The organism is Snodgrassella sp. W8135, assembly GCF_016101225.1.
GTDB lineage: Bacteria > Pseudomonadota > Gammaproteobacteria > Burkholderiales > Neisseriaceae > Snodgrassella > Snodgrassella alvi.
On the sequence record NZ_JACFQX010000004.1, the window covers coordinates 105,982 to 123,973 of the forward strand.

15 protein-coding genes are annotated in these 17,992 nt (G+C 38.3%); 6 read left to right on the plus strand and 9 right to left on the minus strand.

From position 1 onward, the window contains the following. Positions 1-9: 9 nt before the first annotated feature. Positions 10-786 (minus strand): DUF3304 domain-containing protein, encoded by a 777-nt coding sequence (locus tag H3T75_RS09065; protein ID WP_198211552.1) that lies wholly within the window; start codon positions 784-786, stop codon positions 10-12. Positions 787-1,186: 400 nt separating this feature from the next. Beyond that, positions 1,187-1,963: a DUF3304 domain-containing protein gene (locus H3T75_RS09070; protein ID WP_198211553.1), complete on the minus strand. Its 777-nt coding sequence runs from the start codon at positions 1,961-1,963 to the stop codon at positions 1,187-1,189. Between the two features lie 558 nt (positions 1,964-2,521). Here H3T75_RS09070 and H3T75_RS11055 point away from each other — a divergent pair. From H3T75_RS11055 to rnz, 3 genes are all read left to right on the plus strand, one after another. Next, complete coding sequence (locus H3T75_RS11055; RefSeq protein WP_370570087.1) at positions 2,522-2,749, plus strand: MFS transporter; 228 nt, start codon at positions 2,522-2,524, stop codon at positions 2,747-2,749. An 84-nt stretch (positions 2,750-2,833) separates the two neighbouring features. After that, positions 2,834-3,058 (plus strand): lysozyme inhibitor LprI family protein, encoded by a 225-nt coding sequence (locus H3T75_RS11060; protein WP_370570088.1) that lies wholly within the window; start codon positions 2,834-2,836, stop codon positions 3,056-3,058. Between the two features lie 94 nt (positions 3,059-3,152). Next, positions 3,153-4,070, plus strand: coding sequence for a ribonuclease Z (gene rnz, locus H3T75_RS09085; protein WP_174829776.1), 918 nt, complete (start codon positions 3,153-3,155; stop codon positions 4,068-4,070). 261 nt (positions 4,071-4,331) lie between these two features. Here rnz and H3T75_RS09090 read toward each other — a convergent pair whose 3' ends face one another. Then, positions 4,332-4,892 (minus strand): NAD(P)H-dependent oxidoreductase, encoded by a 561-nt coding sequence (locus H3T75_RS09090; RefSeq protein WP_078474777.1) that lies wholly within the window; start codon positions 4,890-4,892, stop codon positions 4,332-4,334. 114 nt (positions 4,893-5,006) lie between these two features. On the opposite strand from H3T75_RS09090, the gene H3T75_RS09095 reads away from it, so the two are divergent. Next, positions 5,007-5,354, plus strand: coding sequence for a helix-turn-helix domain-containing protein (locus H3T75_RS09095; protein WP_025330010.1), 348 nt, complete (start codon positions 5,007-5,009; stop codon positions 5,352-5,354). 932 nt (positions 5,355-6,286) lie between these two features. Here H3T75_RS09095 and mqo read toward each other — a convergent pair. The 3 genes from mqo to uvrB form a co-directional block, all read right to left on the minus strand. Continuing rightward, positions 6,287-7,798, minus strand: coding sequence for a malate dehydrogenase (quinone) (gene mqo / locus H3T75_RS09100; protein ID WP_084550029.1), 1,512 nt, complete (start codon positions 7,796-7,798; stop codon positions 6,287-6,289). A gap of 384 nt (positions 7,799-8,182) precedes the next feature. Further along, on the minus strand, positions 8,183-8,638 hold the full coding sequence (locus H3T75_RS09105) for a hypothetical protein (RefSeq protein ID WP_198211554.1): 456 nt from the start codon (positions 8,636-8,638) through the stop codon (positions 8,183-8,185). 163 nt (positions 8,639-8,801) lie between these two features. Then, a complete protein-coding gene (gene uvrB / locus H3T75_RS09110) occupies positions 8,802-10,829 on the minus strand; it encodes an excinuclease ABC subunit UvrB (protein WP_198211555.1) in 2,028 nt (675 codons plus the stop codon). A gap of 500 nt (positions 10,830-11,329) precedes the next feature. On the opposite strand from uvrB, the gene H3T75_RS09115 reads away from it, so the two are divergent. Then, positions 11,330-12,742, plus strand: a complete 1,413-nt coding sequence (locus H3T75_RS09115; protein ID WP_198211556.1) for a P-loop NTPase fold protein — start codon at positions 11,330-11,332, stop codon at positions 12,740-12,742. 130 nt (positions 12,743-12,872) lie between these two features. Here H3T75_RS09115 and H3T75_RS09120 read toward each other — a convergent pair whose 3' ends face one another. From H3T75_RS09120 to H3T75_RS09130, 3 genes are all read right to left on the minus strand, one after another. Beyond that, the gene (locus H3T75_RS09120; RefSeq protein WP_084563732.1) at positions 12,873-13,421 is read right to left on the minus strand and encodes a hypothetical protein; all 549 of its coding nucleotides are present in this window, start codon (positions 13,419-13,421) and stop codon (positions 12,873-12,875) included. 275 nt (positions 13,422-13,696) lie between these two features. Next, on the minus strand, positions 13,697-14,521 hold the full coding sequence (locus tag H3T75_RS09125) for an amidohydrolase (RefSeq protein WP_198211557.1): 825 nt from the start codon (positions 14,519-14,521) through the stop codon (positions 13,697-13,699). Between the two features lie 22 nt (positions 14,522-14,543). Next, positions 14,544-15,812, minus strand: a complete 1,269-nt coding sequence (locus H3T75_RS09130) for an MFS transporter (RefSeq protein WP_084549702.1) — start codon at positions 15,810-15,812, stop codon at positions 14,544-14,546. Between the two features lie 1,021 nt (positions 15,813-16,833). Here H3T75_RS09130 and H3T75_RS09135 point away from each other — a divergent pair. After that, positions 16,834-17,985: a hypothetical protein gene (locus H3T75_RS09135; RefSeq protein WP_198211558.1), complete on the plus strand. Its 1,152-nt coding sequence runs from the start codon at positions 16,834-16,836 to the stop codon at positions 17,983-17,985. Positions 17,986-17,992: the final 7 nt, after the last annotated feature.

Sequence of the window (17,992 nt, forward strand, 5' to 3'; positions counted from 1 at the left end):
AATGATGTTTTATTTACTCGGCGTAGGTAATTTACCCTGCTGCTCGAGTTCTTTAATATATTCCGGCAGAATCACCTGCTTAATATTTGCCCGTTCCTGCTTGATTGCATCCATCTTGGCTTTATTACGCCGGTAATCCGCCATGGATTTGATTGACGGGCGCGGTGTGCATAGTTTCTGGCTTTTGGCAAACAATTTGTAATGCATGGGCGTATTTCTGCCTTCCTCAACTGTACCGTAAGTAATATACAATTGATTACAAGCCAGAAAATGCACTGTGATATTTGCCACCTTGCCAAAATCATCACCCGCAGATGGTGGCGGAGGTGGTAATGGTATTACTGCCGAATAGTTTTCATCATACTGATCAAGAATGGCTAATTCTTTAGGATCTCTAACCATACCAGGAACATTTAATCCTCTGGCATGCCAGCCAGGATATGGCAAAACCCGCCAGTTGATACGCGCCATCATACCCGGTTTCCATTTCGCCGATAGATAAGCTGCTCCACATGTAGAACCACCTCCGTAGCGCGTTTTACCTACCTCATAATCATCTACGCCCGGTGTTTTGGGAATACAGCCGCCATTGATTGAACCTCCAGACATATTTTCATAGTTATACTCAAGTGCCTCCACCGGTGCAGCATAAGCTTTGTTTTTACCGGAAGTAACGCCGACAAAAGGTTCGAAACCTCCGCCACAGGAGGTAACCGCGGTTACCGACAGCAGTAGTAAGCTCAGCCGGATAAGACGGCTTGCCGTAAATATTTTTCTTCCAGACATTTGATTCTCACTATTCTTAAATTGATACGGTATTTTTATGCAAAATTCGGTGTTAACTTTGTATTAGCAGCCGTGTCTGATTTGCCGGCTTTATGCCGGTTTTGGTTGATGGTATCGCTTCCGGCTTTTACTACCTATATCAATATTTTACACAATTACCACTACCGGCGCAGAATATTATTTATATTAATATGCTGAATATAATTAATTTTCCGGACTAAGACATTATTTATATATATATTAATTTTTTACAGCATAATATTGCGATATTCTGGTTTTTATTTGTTTTTATGGCTATGCGGGATTAATTCCGTTGTGGTGAAAGTGCCGGTTGCAGCGCCGGCGATGGCTGTCACTGTTGCCAAATCAACCGGCGCACTAAGCAGCAAAAACCGCCAGTCTATTTACCAGTAACCGGCAGCTTGCCCTGCTGCTCCAGTTCTTTAATGTACTCCGGCAGAATCACCTGCTTAATATTTGCCCGTTCCTGCTTGATTGCATCCAGCTTAGCCTTATTGCGCCGGTAATCTGCCATGGATTTGATTGACGGGCGGGGGGTGCATAGTTTCTGGCTTTTGGCAAAAAGCTGGTAATGCATTGGCGTATTTCTGCCTTCTTCTACTGTTCCATAGGTAATATACAATTGATTACAGGCCAGAAAATGCACTGTGATATTCCTTACTTTGCCAAAATCATCACCGGCAGATGGTGGCGGAGGTGGTAACGGTATTACCGCTGAATAGTTTTCATCATATTGATCAATAATAACTGACTCTTTACGATCAAAAACTAATCCTGGTTTATCTAATACTTTTGCGCGCCAACCTGGATAAGGAAAAACCCGCCAGTTTATACGTGCGGTCATACCCGGTTTCCATTTCGCCGGCAAATAGGCAGCTCCACAAGTAGCACCACCCCCGTAACGTTTTTTGCCCACCTCATAATCATCTACACCATTAGTACCGGGAATACAGCCACCATTGATTGAACCACCATCTATATTTTCATAGACGTATACAAGTGCCTCCACTGGCGAAGCATAAGCTTTGTTTTTACCGGAAGTAACGCCGACAAAAGGTTCGAAGCCTCCGCCACAAGAGGTAACCGCGGTTACCGACAGCAGTAATAAGCTCAGCCGGATAAGTCGGCTTGCGGTGAATATTTTTCTTCCAGTCATTTAATGCTCACTTTATAGATACAAAAGACAATATTAGTTTCTGTGGCCTACAGATTTAATCAATAATAGATAGCGGACTATCATCCGATAAATGTGCTTACTGTATTTTATCTGCACTAAACCTGTTTGTTATTGAATTAAACAAACAGTATAGCAATGGATTAATCATATTGAGCAATGCTAATTCACTCTCAACAGATTGAATATTATATTTAATTTTTGCTGATGAAGGTTTGATTTATGTCGAAAATTTGTATATGAATCAATTTATTAAGATTGATGGAATTGATATTTCTTCTTTAGGATTGGTTGTTGAAATAATTTCGATAAAGTTGATTATAAATAATTAATGAGGATCGTTGAAAGACGCGCCGGCTCTCTGTAATCATTAATATATAATTAAAATGTATCTGTTAATCATTTGATATATAAATGAAAATATTCAGGACTATAATAGTGACCTGATTGTTAAAATTTTTTCGATATGTAACAAAATGTATAACTCAGAATATTAAGCTGAATTAATGATGAATTTTATAAAAAATTTATTTTGTTCTTATCTTACTCGGATTTACTGGGTTTATTTCAGCCGCAGATAATTGGGTGGCTTCACTTTTTTTACCCGATATTTCAGTGGATTTTGGCAGCCCTATTTCTCAGGCAAGTATTATTTTAACTGCATATCTCTTTCCGTATGGTGTGCTGCAACCGTTTTATGGTTTTTATAGTGATTGGTATGGCTGTAAGAAGATTCTATTACTCCTCTTCAGAAGCAGAATTGACTAAATGTTTAGAAAAAATTTTTTATATCAGTCAGGCTGAGTTAAATAGATTCGCTGCAGAAATTTTTTAATGTATTTTCAAATTATTATGAAGAAAAAGTGTACATCGGTAATTGCAAAAAATAAACTTAAAAAATCTGATAAAGAATTGATTAAATATCGTGATTTACAGTGTGACTTTGCTTATTCGTTAGGGGGTGGAGCAATTGGTAATGCTCTAAATATGTTAAAATACACATGTTTAGCTGAACTAAATTTTCAACGAGCAAAACAACTTGATCTTTATCGGTCTGATTGTTTGTTACTGCTATAAATTTTTTTCTACTTATTGTTATTGCATCAAAATAAAGTTATGTATTGTTATTCTCAGTATGTGATAAGACATTCAACAAAAGATTGATATAGTTATGAAACTCACTTTTTTAGGAACAAGCTCAGGTTCACCAACCGCTGAGCGCAATGTCAGTAGTATTATGCTTGATCTCCGACAAGAAAGAGGACGATTATGGCTTTTTGATTGTGGTGAGGCAACTCAAATGCAAATGCAGAAAGCAAAATTCAGCTTAGCCAAATTAGAGATGATATTTATAACACATTTGCATGGTGATCATCTGTTTGGTTTACCGGGTGTTTTAACTACACGTTCATTAACTCAAAATCAATCGGAACTAACTTTGATTGGCCCTAAAGGTATCAAACAATTTATTCAAACTGTGATTGATATTAGTTATTCCTGGATAACTTATCCTTTAAACATTATTGAACTTGATCAAGATGGTTTGGTATTTGAAGATACTAAATTGCGGGTTGAAGCCAAATTATTAGCGCATCGGGTACCTTGTTTTGGTTATCGTGTTATTGAAAAGGATTCATCACCTGTCTTAGATATCGACAAATTACAGCAAGATAATATTAATCCTGGTCCACATTATGCCTATTTAAAAGAAGGTAAAACAGTAACACTAGCTGATGGCCGTGTCATTGATGGTCGTAATTATCTTGGTGATTTTAAACAAGGGAAAAAACTGGCTATTTTAGGTGATACAGTACCTTGTGATGCTTCAATTGAATTAGCTAAAGATGTTGACGTACTTGTGCATGAAGCAACGCATGAAAGTGCATTAGGACAAAAAGCAATTGAGCATGGTCATTCTACCACTGTTCATGCAGCCACGATTGCTAAACAAGCCAATGTTAAAAGATTGATTATGACGCATATAAGCCCTCGATATTCTCTCAATGACAATGCTAAATTAGTTAATGAGGCTAAGAGCATTTTTATCCATACTGAAATCGCAACTGATTTTGCCACGTTCCAGGTATAGAAGAATATGCCGACATTATCGGCTAGTTTGCTGATGTTTCAATGAGTAATAAAATTTCGCAGGAAAAGCTCATTGAGCCTGAAATTTACAGATTCTGTAAAAAATATTCAGGAGTCTGTACCGTTTCATTTTTTATTCAGAATAAAATCATTAAATACCCATTACTTTAGAAAAAATAGGAAATATGCTGTATATTTCTTATTTTTTGTCCATAGCAGATTTTATTTAGTAATAAGCTTGGATAAACTTTAATGATCTGTTTTAAATTAGCATTCCTAATTTTTTCATCCAGTTCACATAATCATCTGCACTTTTATCTATATCTTTTTGTGTAATTTTATCCGGATAGTCTGGCTCATTATTTGCGCCATAAATTGCAAAAACGGGCTGATAATCAGCCTGAACGTAATTTATTGTTAATTCAAAGGGGCTGAGAATTTGCTCAAGTGTATATTTATAATGTCCTGTTTGAGAATAGTCCGCTTTCTTTATACCTGCCGAAACAGCTAAACCTACTTTTTTACTTTTTAATTTATCGCCTAAGGCACCAAATGCCCATCCGTAAGTGAAAACGTCATCTAACCATTGTTTTAATAATGGTGGACAATTAAACCAATATATCGGAAATTGAATTACCAAATTTTGATGATTTTCAATTAAGTTTTGTTCGAAACCAGAGTCTATTTTATAAGAGGGATAGTAAGAATATAAATCATGTATGGTTACTTGTTCATGATACTGATTTAATCTATTAACCCAGCATCGGTTAACACTTGAAGAGGCTAAGTGAGGATGAGCAACAATCACTAAAGTGCGTTTCATTGTTAAATATTCCTTCTATATTTTTATCAATAATTAAGTCATACTAATATTAATACGATTATTTTTGAAGTACGGTAATTACTGTTATGTACTATCTTTATGGAAAGTATCTACATGGAAAATCATCATTGTGCCGAAGATCATTTTGAGGATAGTGGATTTAATTACACTCTCTCAATGATTCGAGGTAAGTATAAAATTGTTATTCTTTATTGGTTAAACGAAAATCAACCCTCAATGCGATTCAATGAACTTAAACGAAGCATTAATCATATTTCTTTTAAGACACTGAGTAATACCCTAAAAGAGATGGAAAAAGATAAATTAATTTTTAGAAAAGAATATCCGCAAATTCCACCTAAAGTGGAATATGGGTTATTAGAACGAGGTAAATCTTTAGTTCCTATTTTAGATATGCTTTGCCAATGGGGAAATAATCATAAAAATGACTCATTATCATAATCTGAAAAAACTTTATCCGCCGACATTGTCGGCGTATTTATATGACTAAAGGCAGAATTTGGTGGCGGAGGGATTGGTAATCCTGGAAGCTTTAAATTATCAAATTCTATTTATGGTATTTCTTTGCCTGATCTTTATTCCTCTGCTGATTACAATACGCAGTAAAGATATATAAATCAATATATCAGACTATATTTAAGCTTTAGTATCAATGTGATAGCTGATGTCGATGCAGTTATACGGAATTCTTGCATAATCAGTTTGTTTGTTTATCCTGAGTTTATTGTGTTATCGATATAGCGGTATTTTTAGGTGTATGGATTTTCTATATAAGTTTTAGCGATAAGCACGGATATGCGGCTATTGTTCAGAAAATAAGATTTCTGCTGTGTCTGATAGTGATACACGGAAAAAAACATTGTCCTATATCCGCTGGATTAAGCGGTATTATTATAAACGGAATATTGCTTGAAGATGCCGGATTGACGGTGAATGCAGGCTCTGCCCTGCTATCAGGAAAAATTTTTATCCGGCGGTATAAATCATACCTGTTGCGACCGGGCTGATACAAAAAAACGCCACTGCATTTTTGAAAAATGAAGTGGCGCTTATTACTGCACTATATAGTTATAAGTGTTAGTTATAATTATATATTTTTGTATGTCTATGTTATTTACTTTTAACTTATACTAAATAAATTTAATCCGTACAGCAAGTGTTTTTTTCAGTTTTATGCTTTAGTTGCGATTTTAAAATTATAGTGTTGGAAAGTAACTACAGTATAACCAGTACAGTAATAATTACGGACGAAACTATCACTGTATACCGGTACGTGTATGCTCTAAATTGCGGCAATAACACAAAAAAAACCAAATTCAGCAAGAATTTGGTAAGGAAGTTTATGGCAATAATGGTTTTTAGTATGTGTGTGTTCAGTTGTTTATGGTTTGTTGTTGCGGAGTATGTAAGTTAAGCGATTTAATTGTCCAGTCGCGAATACGCTGTACCAGCTCGGGGTTTTGTTCCAGTTTCTGACCATAGCTCGGTATCCATTCATGCAGTTTTTGCTTCCATTCGCCGCTGACTTTATCGGCAAAGCAGTGTTCGAGTAATTCAAGCATAATGGATACGGAAGTAGAAGCACCCGGAGATGCGCCTAACAGGGCAGCCAGTGTACCATCGGTAGATTTTACCAGCTCAGTACCAAACTGTAGCACGCCACCTTTTTGCGGATCTTTTTTGATTACCTGTACGCGATTGCCGGCAACGGCCAGATGCCAGTCTTCATCGCGGGCTTCGGGATAAAAGGTACGTAATTCCTGCATGCGGTCGGTAAAGCTTAATCGTACCTGCTGTATCAGGTAATGCTCAAGGGCGAAGTTATGTACGCCGACGGTGAGCATGGGGCAAATATTGGCAAAATTCAGGGTCTGGAACAGATCTTTAAATGAGCCGCATTTGAGAAATTTGGTGGTAAAGCCGGCAAAAGGACCAAAAAGCAATGCATCTTCGCCATCGATAACCCGTTTATCAAGATGCGGTACACTCATCGGCGGGGCGCCGACTGATGCTTTGCCATATACTTTGGCATTATGCTGTCTGACAATTTCGGGATTTTTACATACCAGCCACTGACCGGATACGGGAAAGCCGCCGTAGCCTTTGCTGGCTTCAATCTGGCTTTTCTGCAGCAGTCTGAGGGAGCCGCCACCTGCGCCAATAAATACAAAGCGGGCAGATACTTGTTGGCAGGTTTGATTAATTAAATCTTTGATTTTCAGGTGCCAGCGACCATCTTGCTGTTTCAAGTCGATAATTTCGTGTTGCAGATGCAGTTGACAGCCGTGACTGGTGAGGTTGTTAATCAGGATGCGGCTTAAGGCGCCGTAATTGACATCGGTACCCAGATCCGACCAGGTAACGGCTATTGGCTCACTGTTATCCCGCCCCTGCATCATGAGCGGCACCCACTGGCTAATCTGCTCTTTATCTTCGGTATAAACCATATCCTGAAACAGGCGGTATTGCTGCAAGGCGGCAAAACGTTTACGCAGAAAAGCAACATCAGTTTCACCGCGTACAAGGCTCATATGCGGCACACTGCGGATAAATTCACTGGGATTGGCAATCATGCCGGCATCGACAAGTGATGCCCAGAATTGTTTGGACAATTCAAACTGTTCGATAATTTTAATTGCTTTGGATACTTCGATTGTGCCGTCTTTCAGCTCAGGGGTGTAGTTGAGTTCGCATAGGGCTGAATGACCGGTACCGGCATTATTCCATGCATCTGAGCTTTCTGTAGCCACTCCAGCGAGACGTTCGTAGATATTAATCTGCCAGTCTGGCTGTAACCCCTTAAGAAAGGTTCCCAGTGTCGCGCTCATTATGCCGGCGCCGATTAATACTACGTCTGCTGAGCTATCGCTATTGGTGTTTTTCATAACGCAAACTCTTTTCTCTTCTCTTCAGGCTACTCTGATTAAATGTTTATCTGGAAGTTCGCACACGGAGTAATCAATATTGGTGTGATTTACTTGTTTTTGACTTAAATCATTGACAATAACAAGTGGTTAATTTAAGCACTTTTACTAACAGGCAGCAATAGCAAAATACGGTATGTACCAGACTCTATGGCTTTTTATTAACTATTTTATTGTTTATTAAGAAAATTGTTTTTTATTAGCATGACAATGCTATTTTATAGTAACAGCAAATGATTATATCTTTATTGTTTTAAATTAATTTTTATATATTTTTATACAAATTTTTACAAATCAATAACAAGGGTATTATAACTATGCCGGCTATGACCGCTGCGGTTATGGCTATTTTTTCTGTGCCTGTTGTTGCAAACGGCTTACACACAGCGCACTGATGGCGGCGACCAGTGCATTAAACAGTATCGGTATCCAGTCCAGCGGCCAGCTAAATAGCCAGTTTTGCAGGAGTGCGACTGAAAAGGCAATAATGGCTGCGGCTGCGGCTGCGCTGAGCAGAAAGCGCGGCAGACGCCAGATAAAATAAGAGCAGAATACGGCCGCCAATAGTGAAGGGACTAACGCAAAAAGCATGCAGCCACAGATAAGTACAAGAATAAGCTTGATATCATTGAAATTAAGTAAGCTGATCTGCATCAAGGGCAGTTCACTATTGGCGCGCCAGTAAAATAATATAGTACAGAATAAAGCGGTGATGATTACACTGCTTAGCGTTTGCAGCATAATTGCGGGCAGTCTGGCCAAAGCTGATGGATGATGGGTATGGATCTGCTTGTGCTGCATGATGCTGTCCCGTTCTGATCGGCCGGCTAACAGGAGCCGGCTTGTGTTATTCAGTGTACCTGACAATGCCGTATGCAAGTATGCTGTTTGGTGTTAAGTATCTCTGACTACTCCGGCATGATACTAGATACTTTACCGCAGCCGGTGCAGAAAAAGCCAGTGATTAAGCTTCGCTGGCACCAAATAACAGATTTTCTTTAATCGCACGGATTTTGTCCCGAATCTGTGCTGCCTCTTCAAACTGTAAATCACGTGCAGCAGCCTGCATGGCTTTTTCCAGTTTGGCGATTTCTTTAACAGCATCATCTTCGTTATGGATTTCTCCAACTTTGAGTTTGCTGCGACCTCGCCCTTTGCTGCCGTTTTCATCGTGGTAAACGCCATCTATCAGGTCGCGTACCTGTTTTTTAATTTGCTGAGGCACGATACCGTGTTCTGCATTAAAGGATATCTGACGGGCACGGCGGCGCTCGGTTTCGTCTATGGCGGCTTTCATGGAATCGGTAATTTTATCGGCATACAGTATAGCTTTACCGTTAACATTGCGTGCAGCGCGGCCTATGGTCTGAATCAGGCTGCGGTGACTGCGCAGAAAACCTTCTTTATCCGCATCCAGAATTGCCACCAGTGAAACTTCGGGAATATCCAGCCCTTCACGCAGCAGGTTAATGCCTACCAGTACATCAAACAATCCCAGACGCAGGTCACGAATGATTTCTACCCGTTCGACGGTATCAATGTCACTGTGCAGATAGCGCACTTTTACACCCAGCTCGGCGTAGTAATCGGTAAGCTGTTCGGCCATGCGTTTGGTTAGCGTGGTGACCAACACGCGCTCGCCCAGCTCGCGGCGGATATTGATTTCCGAGAGTAAGTCGTCTACCTGTGTGGCCACAGGACGGATAATGATTTCCGGATCCGCCAGACCGGTGGGTCGCACCACCTGCTCGACTACCTGACCGGCATGTTCTTCTTCATATTTCGCCGGTGTAGCCGACACAAATATGGTTTGCGGCATCACCCGCTCAAATTCATTGAATTTTAACGGCCGGTTATCCCGCGCAGACGGCAGGCGAAAGCCATAATCCACCAGATTCTGCTTACGTGAAGCATCGCCCTTGTACATACCGCCAATCTGGCTGACGGTCACATGGCTCTCATCGATAAACATCAGTGCATTTTTGGGCAGATAATCCATTAATGTAGGCGGCGGCTCTCCTTCCGGTTTGCCGGAAAAGTGGCGTGAGTAGTTTTCAATACCTTTGCAAAAACCCATTTCATAGAGCATTTCCAGATCAAAGCGGGTGCGCTGTTCAATGCGCTGCGCTTCGACCAGTCGTCCTTCATGGGTAAACCATTTAATCCGGTCGCCCAGCTCCTGTTTGATGTTTTCGCATGCCCGCAATACGGTTTCGCGCGGGGTAACATAGTGGCTGGACGGGAATACGGTATAGCGCCCGACCCGCTGTTGCAGGCTGCCGGATATCGGGTCGAACAGCTGCATGCGGTCTACTTCGTCGTCAAACAGGCTGACACGCAAAGCCAGCTCAGAGCTTTCCGCGGGAAAAATATCAATCACATCACCGCGCACGCGGAAAGAACCACGGGCAAAGTCGATATCGCCCCGCTCATACTGCATGGCTACCAGACGTGCGATGATATCGCGCTGGTCGATTTTCTGCCCTTCTTTCAGGTGCAGAATCATCTGGTGATACTCATTAGGGTCACCAATACCATAAATGGCCGATACAGTTGCCACAATCACCACATCCTGACGCTGCATCAGGCTTTTGGTGGCACTCAGACGCATCTGCTCAATATGCTCGTTAATGGCCGAATCTTTTTCAATAAACAGGTCTCGGCTGGGGACATAGGCTTCCGGCTGATAGTAATCATAATAGGAAACAAAATACTCGACAGCGTTTTCCGGAAAAAACTCACGCATTTCCGCATATAACTGGGCGGCAAGCGTTTTGTTATGCGCCATGATAATTGCCGGCCGGCCGCTTCGGGCAATCACATTGGCCATGGTGAATGTTTTACCGGAACCGGTAACGCCGAGCAGAGTCTGGCCGGACAAACCGTCTTCCAGCCCCTCCAGCAATCCTTTGATTGCAGCCGGCTGATCACCGGCAGGGGGAAATGGCTGGTGCAGTTTAAACACACTACCCGGATACTGAATAACATCCATAAGTTTGTAACCTAAATAAAATTCAACTCAGCAAAAAATCACGGCTGAAACAGCCAAAACCGCCGGCAGCGGTTTTGGCTTACAAATAAGGCCATTACAGGTAAAAAGCAAGTTTGAACATAATGCTTTATATCACTTCTGCCTGCTGAAATACCGGCTGCTGCCAGACTTTACTTTTTATGGTGGTTTTCTAACAAATCAGTTATTTAATCAGAAAGTTAATATTCCACAGCAACCAATCAGGCATATTATGCCGAGCCTGCCCTCCCGGCCGGTGGTTTTGCGTTGACCAACAGCAGGCAAGAGGTAGTTGGTGAAATCATACTGCGCCATGTCTGGCTATGTTGTAAAACCCGCTAACGGGTATATTTTTATGCGCCTTTCCGGATTGATTTCTGTATTACAGCCATTTAGAAACATTATAATCAAGTCATTGATTACACCAACCAGAATAACCGGTGAGTACCGGCAGAATATTGTTATACAGGGGAAAAAAAATCATGGATAAACTCAGCCTGAGCAAATGCCAGCCAATCGAAATTGATGCCGATAATCCGTTTAAAAACGATGCACTGGGCAGAGAAGAGAATATCGAGAATCTAACCCAATTTATTACCAGCTTTGAGCAGTCTATTGTACTGTGTATTGATGGTGGCTGGGGACAAGGTAAAACCACCTTTATCAAAATGTGGCAGCAGTATCTGAAGAAACGGAATATAACTACTATTTATTTTAACGCATGGGAAAGTGATTATACTGAGGATGCCTTAATTGCGCTGATTGGGGAAATTAGTTTATCTATAGAAAAATTAAAAGTTCAGGATAAAACTAAGGCCGAAAAAATCATTGCGCCTATCTATAAATATGCAGCCAAATTTGCTAAAGCTGTTGCACCTTCTGCTGCCAATCTAAGTATTAAAGCTATTTCAGGTGGTTTAACCAATGCTGATGAACTAGCCAAAACCTTAGGTGCATTAGGTGAATCCCTAGTGAAAGAACAGATTAAAAAATACGAAGAATCTCGGAGAACTTTAAGCAAATTTAAAGAAGAATTAAGTAAGCTAGCACAATGTTATACGGGCGGCGATAAACAAAAGCCGTTGGTAATTTTTATTGATGAACTGGATCGCTGTCGCCCTGATTTTGCGATTGAGGTGCTGGAAAAAGCCAAACATTTGTTTAATGTCGATAATATTATTTTTGTACTGGCGACGGATAAAACTCAGCTCGGTCATTCTATCAGGGCTGTGTACGGTCAAGGGCTGGATGTTAACGGCTATCTGCGCCGGTTTATTGATTTTGATTATCAGCTTCCGCTATCAAATCGAAAATATATTACTCATTTAATAAATAAATTTTCACTTGGAAAGTATTTTCAAACAAAAGATACAAACGTTCCGGCTAGTGAATTTTTAGTAGATATTGTTCACAAATACACATTAAGCTTAAGAGAACAAGAAGCTCTTTGTAATATTTTTAATGTCGTTATTAGAACGAAAATTAATATTCGTTTAAAAAATTGGACACTTATTATATTTATCTTTTTAATTATATTAAAATTAAAATTTCCGGATATTTATAAAAATTTGGGTAATAAAAATTTTAGTGATTTTCTTGATGAAACAATAAAAAATATTGATTCACATTGTGCTTCAGATGATAAAAATTCTAATTATTATTTGGAATTATTAGAATTTTTATTGTTAAGAACATCACCATATATTTATGATTTATATTCATCAGAAGATGAAATTGAGCAAAATGTAAGAAAATTTAATTTTGATGAAAATAAAATAGAAAGACTAATTGACATTGAAATTGAATATGAATACGAAAAACCTAGCATAAATTTACAAATGGTGTTAAACATAAAAAAAGCCATTGAAATTTCTAATTCATTCAAATTTAATTAATTTTCCGGATAGGTACTTATCTACATTTTTTATCTTTTTTACGAATAAAGAATTAATATCTGAAATATTGAAACCTGCTGGCAAAAATAAAATTTGAATAAAAAAACCGCCATACAGGCGGTTTAAATATTTATTTTTTCGGTGTACGTTTAGAATAATCAATGGCTTTGTAATAATCTGCACCACTGCCTGCCGGCGGTTTGGCTGCCTTTTTAAGACAGGCATTAATCACTGTTTCATCATTCAGTCTGAACTGTTTACTGTCCAGTTTACCGCTTAAGGCCTGATTTTTGATTTTTTTAGCGATATTGATTAAATCCTCACGTGACATAAAACCGGTCAGATTATAAATCCGGTTCTCTGCAATTTCCTTTTCAAGACCGTTTCTTTTTATCAGATTATAATATTGCAGCATGCCATTATTCAGATATTCTTCCGGCGTGCCTTTCAGAAACGCTGCTCTGATTTCGGTGGAAACAACATTATCGGCAGCAGATAAAGATTTCTGCCCTTTGTAGGCCATGTCATACTGATTGTTGGCTGTGGATACAAAAGCTTTTAATGTAATGCACTGCGGCGGCAGATCATTCACATCGCTGGTTTCATAATTGTATTCTTTGGCAGCAGCGCCTGCCGATATACAAAACAATAAGACAGAGGTAAGCAGCAGTTTGTTCATACGGTTTTCCTGGTTAATCAGATATTGCTTTAACTTTATATATCAAGTCAGATAAAGCCAAAGCTTCCATGCCAACAGCGGACAATAAAGCTTAAATTCTGTTTCTCTTAATCCATGATAACTTTACAATAAAGATATCAATGAATGATTAATATTTAAACATATAGTGTGTATGGTAAATAAGTTTTATATTTTTTTGTCTGCCGAAGTCATTTTCTCCGCATACTGAGCTGATTACTTACCTAAGTGATTTCAGTTAGTCAAATCAGCATTTTTTAGATAAATCTGAATAGCTTTGCCGGTGTATCCCAGAGTATATTGTGTGTCAGCTGTTTATCCTGCAACAGCATATTCAGCTGTGCAGACAGATAATCAGGGGTAATCTGCTGTTCAAATTGGGTATGCGGCCAGTCACTGCCCCACATCAGCCGGTGGCTGCCCAGATTTTCTACTAATAAAGGGATGGCAGAAGCAAAGAATTTGTGACCTTCTGCTGCGGCAGCACTAATCCGGTATGCTCCGGACAGTTTGCACCATATCATTCCGCTACGCCCCCACTCGAGTAACTGCTGAAAACCATAATCTCGGGCAGGCAGACAATCCGAAGGACGGCCGAAATGATCAATCACCACTTTCACATCCTGTTTGAGCAGTGTTGCAATCATGTCACTGAGTTTGTTACTGCGGCAATGTACTTCTACATGCCAGTTAAGCTTTTTTACTTTATCAAGCAGATTTTGCCATGAACCGGTTTGTAAATCCGGCTGGACACCATCAATAATATTCAGGCGTATACCGACAATACCGCCTTTATCCAGTGCTGCAAGTTCAGGCATTGTGATAGAGGGCTCAACACAGGCAACGCCTCTGAGACGGGGTTTAGTCTGTGCAATAGCCTGAAGCATAAAGCTATTGTCATAACCCAGAAAACTGGGCTGAATCAATACGCCATGTGTGCAGCCATGAGCATCCAGATGTGCCAGATAATCAGCGAGCGGCGCATTTTGTGCCGGTGTGTAGCGGCGGCCGGACACCATCGGTAAATCCAGCATAAAAACATGGGCGTGGCTGTCTATAATACCCACCGACTCCTGATTCATGTTATTCCTCTTTCTCAATCTGCTATTTGTCTGATATCTGACCGTCCTGATTAATTTCGCTTAAGTTGCGCCCTTTGGTTTCCGGTAACAGCAATACGCTAATGACCACGATTGAATAAGCCCAGCTGGCATCTATACCGATGGCGGAACCCAGCGACATTGAAGCACTCATATGCCCGACTAGAAATGGAAATACTGAGGAAAGAATACGGCCGAAGTTATAACAGAAGCCTACTCCGGCACCTCTGTACTTCTGCGGATACAATTCATTAAATAATGCGCCCAGACTGGAAGGAATACCGGCAGCAAAAAATCCCAGCGGAAAACCCAGAAACAGCATCTGGGTATTGGTTAAGGGGACAAACAGATAAATACGTACAGTAATCACACAACATATAGCAAAGCAGGCAACATTAAAACGCCTGCCAATTTTGTCGATTAAAACTGAACTGGCCATACAGCCACACCAGAAGGCAATGATGATTACTGCCAGATAAGCACTGGAATTGAGCACAGAAAGGTGGCGTTCTGCTTTCAGATATGTAGGCAGCCACGACATGATCGCATGATAACCGCCATGGGCGCCCAAACCCAGTAAACCACCTAGTAAAGTAGTACGAATCAGTGAAGGAGAAAAGATGCCGAACAGTGCTTCGGTAATAGGCATGCTGTTTTCGTTTTTCGAAACTACGCTAGTTTGTTTTACCGGCTCCTGTACATGCCGGCGTACATAGAAAATCAGTAATGCCGGCAATAAACCAACCGCAAACATGATGCGCCAGGCGAAAGTTTCCGGAGCCAGACTGAATACAACGGAAAACAGTATAACGGCCAGTCCCCATCCCACTGCCCATGCACTTTGTACTGTTGCCATCACTTTGCCGCGATACTGGCTGGAAATGGTTTCTGCCATCAGTACAGCTCCGGCTGCCCATTCACCGCCAATACCAAATCCCTGTAAAGCTTTCAGCGCCAGCAACCAGTGATATTCGGTAACAAATGCCGCCAGAAATGTAAAAATTGCAAACCATATAATCATAATTTGCAATGTTTTAACGCGTCCGTACCGGTCTGAAAGAGCTCCTGCAAACCAGCCACCCAGTGCTGAAGTGACAAGTGTGGCACTACTGAATAAGCCGGCCTCCCCTTTACTGATAGCAAAATATACAAGTAGTGACGGAATCACCAAACCAAACATCTGTGTTTCCAGAGCATCGAGTGCCCAGCCACTAAAGCATGCCCAAAAGGTTTTTCTTTCATTTCCTGATACTGCTCGGTACCACGTAAACATAAAGTTTCTCTTTCTTTATCTAATTTAGAGAAGATCAATTTGTTGTGCTTGCAGCAGAGATAGAACTTAATTTTTAAAACTTTATGTCTTTAATTTACGCTTAATAGCATTTAAAGCCAATAAAAAAACATAATGTTATTCAAAACAAAATAAAACAGATGAAATTTTTCATTAATAACCCTTTTTTTGATAATCAATCTATTAAACATTAAGATATACAAAATTTATCTTTCCAGATATATACACTAGTATATTAATCTTTTTCCATTTAACTACAATTATATACAATAAAGTTTTGATTTTAAGCAAATCTTTAAGTCTTTATTGCACACAAAGGTTATTAATTAATAAATTATTTTAATTCTAATAAAATTGGTACATTTTGTGCACCTTTTTTTCTATTACATTTGTTTTAGCAACAAATTATGAAAATTTATTCTTAATAAAGAATATTATTTTAATAATAATATTTTTTTAAAAATAAATACCAATAAATATCCAATATCTATCCGTAGTTGTCCCTGACAAGCGTTAAAACATTCATTTTATTTGGCATACAATTTATGCAAATAATATTAAATGATTATTATGGTGAATGAACCATTTTATGGTCAGACAATATATATTTTTATTTTATTTTTATAAAAAAAAATTATATATCTCTGTCTTGATGTTTATTTATCATCCATCTTACTCTCCCTGAGTTTAAACTTTGATTAAATTAAAACAAACCCATATATCAGATTATATTTTTAAACAATATATCTAATCAAATTAATTTTTACATAAAAAATTTAATTTTAACATTAAATTTCTCTTACTTCATTCGATTTCTCTCACATAAATTTTTAATAACCACTGCTTATCTTTTTAAAATTGATTATTTCAACCTCAAAAAAATACAGGTACTAATTAAAACTAATATTTTGAGAATTTTTTATTAAGTTATGTAATATTTTTCTTTACAATATAAGTTATATTAATAAAATTGTTGGTATTTTAAAAAAGAAATCATATTTAAATGGATATTAAACAAATTAAAACTGATTCAGACAAAACAACTGAATCAATTAACGCTGAGGAACAACAAGTAGTAAATGAGCATTTTAAATTACTAGTGCATAATGCAGTGGATTATTTAGAAAAATCATTAAATTATTTTAACAATGATTTGAAGGTTTCTATTATTTGCTTTTGCTCTGCTTTTGAACTTTTTCTCAAAGCTCGAATAATTAAAATTGACTGGAAACTAATTTTTAAAAAGCAAAAAAATGCAACGATAGAAAATTTTATTAACAAAGAGTTTAGTTCTATTACCACTTCCCAAGCTCAAAAAATTCTCGGAGAACATGATGAAGATAGTCTTTGTTTAATTAATCATGAAGTTTTTAAAGAATTAAGAAAACTTAGAAATAAAATTATTCATTTTTTTTCAGAAGAAACTCAAAATGAAGACAAAGATAGGATTATCATAAACCGATATAAGGCTCTTTATTATTTAGATAAATTATTACAAAATCAATGGAAAGAATTCTTTAAGGATTTCTATAGTGAACTTAAGATTATTGCAATAATGCTATTAAAGCATAAATCATATCTGCAAATTAAATATGACAACTTACAGGATGAATTAAAAAGTTATGAGATTAAAGAAACATGTAATGTTTGCAGCTTTAATTCATCAGTTAAAACAAATACATACCACAAATTGATTACAGAATTTACCTGTAAAGTATGTGAAACAATTGAATTACAAATTAAATATAATTGTCATAATTGTAAAACAGATATACTCTTAAAAATTCCATCCTCAATAAAATTACAACCCCAAGAATTAAACACACTAGTTTGCACGAAATGTGATGATGAAATTGTGGCTGATGATATTCATACCTATTTAGCTAATAATAAAAAAGCTATATATGCTACTGATTCTGATAATTTATACCAAGAATGGGTAAGTTGTGGGTACTGTGAAAAAGAAGGTTCTTGTGTCGAATTAGAAAAAGATTATTATTTTTGTTTAAACTGCTTTGCTTTTGCATCAGGTATTTCTAAATGCCAATACTGTAATCACTCATTTACGGGTAAAGATACATTAGATGAAGAAGATAGTTATGTTTTTGGATGCCGATTTTGTGAAGGATATTTAGGGAATAATTGCCATAATTAATATTATC